This window comes from Mesorhizobium sp. M4B.F.Ca.ET.143.01.1.1, from assembly GCF_004792275.1.
GTDB classification, from domain to species: Bacteria; Pseudomonadota; Alphaproteobacteria; order Rhizobiales; family Rhizobiaceae; genus Mesorhizobium; species Mesorhizobium abyssinicae.
Genome location: NZ_SRSR01000048.1, coordinates 1 through 1,673 on the forward strand (window position 1 = coordinate 1; position 1,673 = coordinate 1,673).

A 1,673-nucleotide genomic window follows, 5' to 3' on the forward strand; every position below is an offset into this window, starting at 1 on the left:
CTTGAATTTCTCACAAGGGCAGATTTAGAAGCGAACTTCTTCGTCGCCAGCGGCGAGCCGCCCTCGTTGGTGAGGCGTATATAGTCGCCACCTCTTCACACTGTCAACAGCCTTCTCAGATGTTTTTTCGATTTCTCGTGGGCATGTCCACAAGGTCGAAATTTGTGAGTTGGCTTGGCTGAATCTCGACCGGCGATCGGCTGCCAATCCATTCCTGCCTGGGCTCACGACCAGCTCGGCACCGGATACCCGGCATCGGCCCAAAAATCGCCTGTCCTGCCATGGTCGATGCTAATCGCCACGCCGGCCTGGGCATGGCTTCAGAGCCGCTCTTCCAGCAATTCCGTCGTGATATTCCGGCCAGCGTAGAAGATGCCCAAAATCAGCACTCGCTCACCCTCGAGGGCAAAAGCAATGCTGACGGCGCGCCGATAGCCGACAATCCGCAGCCCCGGCATGATCTCGATCCGCTCGGTGCCGCGCTGTGGAAAAGTCGATAGGCCCAGGCAATGGTCGCGGATTCCGACAACGAAATTCCACGCAATCGCGGGCGACGCGCGCTCGGCTATGTCATCATAGAGCTGTCCGAGCTCAGCTTCCGCCATGGGATGGAAGACAATTCGATACTCCATCCGCTACTTGGCTTTCCCCTGCTTCGCGCGATGACGCGCCTCAAGCCGGGAAAAGACCGTTTCGGCGGGAACTCCCTTCGCCGGATCTTGCCGAAGCTCGGTCAGGCGCCCCGGGACCTCCTCGCGCAGCCATTTCTCCCGCTCCGCCTCGAAGTCCTCGAGCATGCGCAGACCGGCGCGGACGACCTCGCTGGCATTGTTGTAACGGCCTGATTCGAGCTGCTTCCTGATGAAGCTCTCATAGTGGTCGTTCAGAGCATAGTTGGGCATGGCAACCTCTGGAAAAAATGTCCGGCTATAGAACATAGCAATAGATGTTATCTATTGCCAGCATTCGCCGATTCGGCCGATCCCCGCCTGTGATTCGGATTATCCCGCAAGGCTTGATTCGCAGATTCGGCAGAGCCGAGATATCGCCTCGACCCCGATGACGCCGGCGCGATCGAGCAATCTGGTGCAGTCGACAGCTCCCGACGGTCTCCTCTCGCCATTCAGGCAGGACGAGGGCACTGAAGCCGGCTGAGAAAGAGGCCCGCCGGCTAAATTCATTTCGCATCTGGTTGTGGTCGCTGCTCCGATTCGGCTTTCGCTGTTCGCTTCGGCTGTGAACGAGGCGGAGCTCGCAGCGTCGGCCGAGACCTCGTCTGGGGTCCAGGGGGGACGAATTGATTGCGACCATCGTTGGCTGCCAAAGCAAAAGGCCCGCTGGCGAGGAGCCAAGCGGGCCTTTTGATTTGGTTGCGGGGACAGGATTTGAACCTGTGACCTTCAGGTTATGAGCCTGACGAGCTACCGGGCTGCTCCACCCCGCGTCAACTACGAGCAAGCGTTTGCTTGCGACTACGAGCAAGCGTTTGCTTGCGACCACGAGCAAGCGTTTGCTTGCGACCACGAGCAAGCGTTTGCTTGCGACCACGAGCAAGCGTTGGCTTGCGTCCTTAGAGGTAAGTTTTAGCTTACCGGAATCAAGAGGTCTGCCAAATGAAAGGGCCGCTTGCGCGGCCCGGGCTCCCGTTTGGCGGGCCTCATGCATGTCGCTCA

2 protein-coding genes and 1 tRNA gene are annotated in these 1,673 nt (G+C 58.9%); all 3 read right to left on the bottom strand.

Features of this window, described 5'->3' with window-relative positions; genetic code table 11:
* Positions 1-320: 320 nt before the first annotated feature.
* The 3 genes from EN786_RS35855 to EN786_RS35865 all read right to left on the bottom strand — a co-directional run bounded on the left by EN786_RS35855 (position 321) and on the right by EN786_RS35865 (position 1,444).
* Entirely contained in the window at positions 321-632 is a 312-nt protein-coding gene (locus tag EN786_RS35855; RefSeq protein ID WP_127309406.1) for a type II toxin-antitoxin system RelE/ParE family toxin, read from the bottom strand.
* Positions 633-635: 3 nt separating this feature from the next.
* Positions 636-902 carry a type II toxin-antitoxin system ParD family antitoxin gene (locus EN786_RS35860; RefSeq protein ID WP_127283191.1) on the bottom strand — a complete coding sequence of 89 codons (267 nt, stop codon included), beginning with the start codon at positions 900-902 and terminating at the stop codon, positions 636-638.
* A gap of 465 nt (positions 903-1,367) precedes the next feature.
* A tRNA-Met gene (locus tag EN786_RS35865) sits at positions 1,368-1,444 on the bottom strand.
* Positions 1,445-1,673: the final 229 nt, after the last annotated feature.

What these genes read in the sequence shown, in the direction of transcription:
- EN786_RS35855 (WP_127309406.1), bottom strand. Translation starts at nt 632, where the DNA reads ATGGAGTATCGAATTGTCTTCCATCCCATGGCGGAAGCTGAGCTCGGA.
- EN786_RS35860 (WP_127283191.1), bottom strand. Translation starts at nt 902, where the DNA reads ATGCCCAACTATGCTCTGAACGACCACTATGAGAGCTTCATCAGGAAG.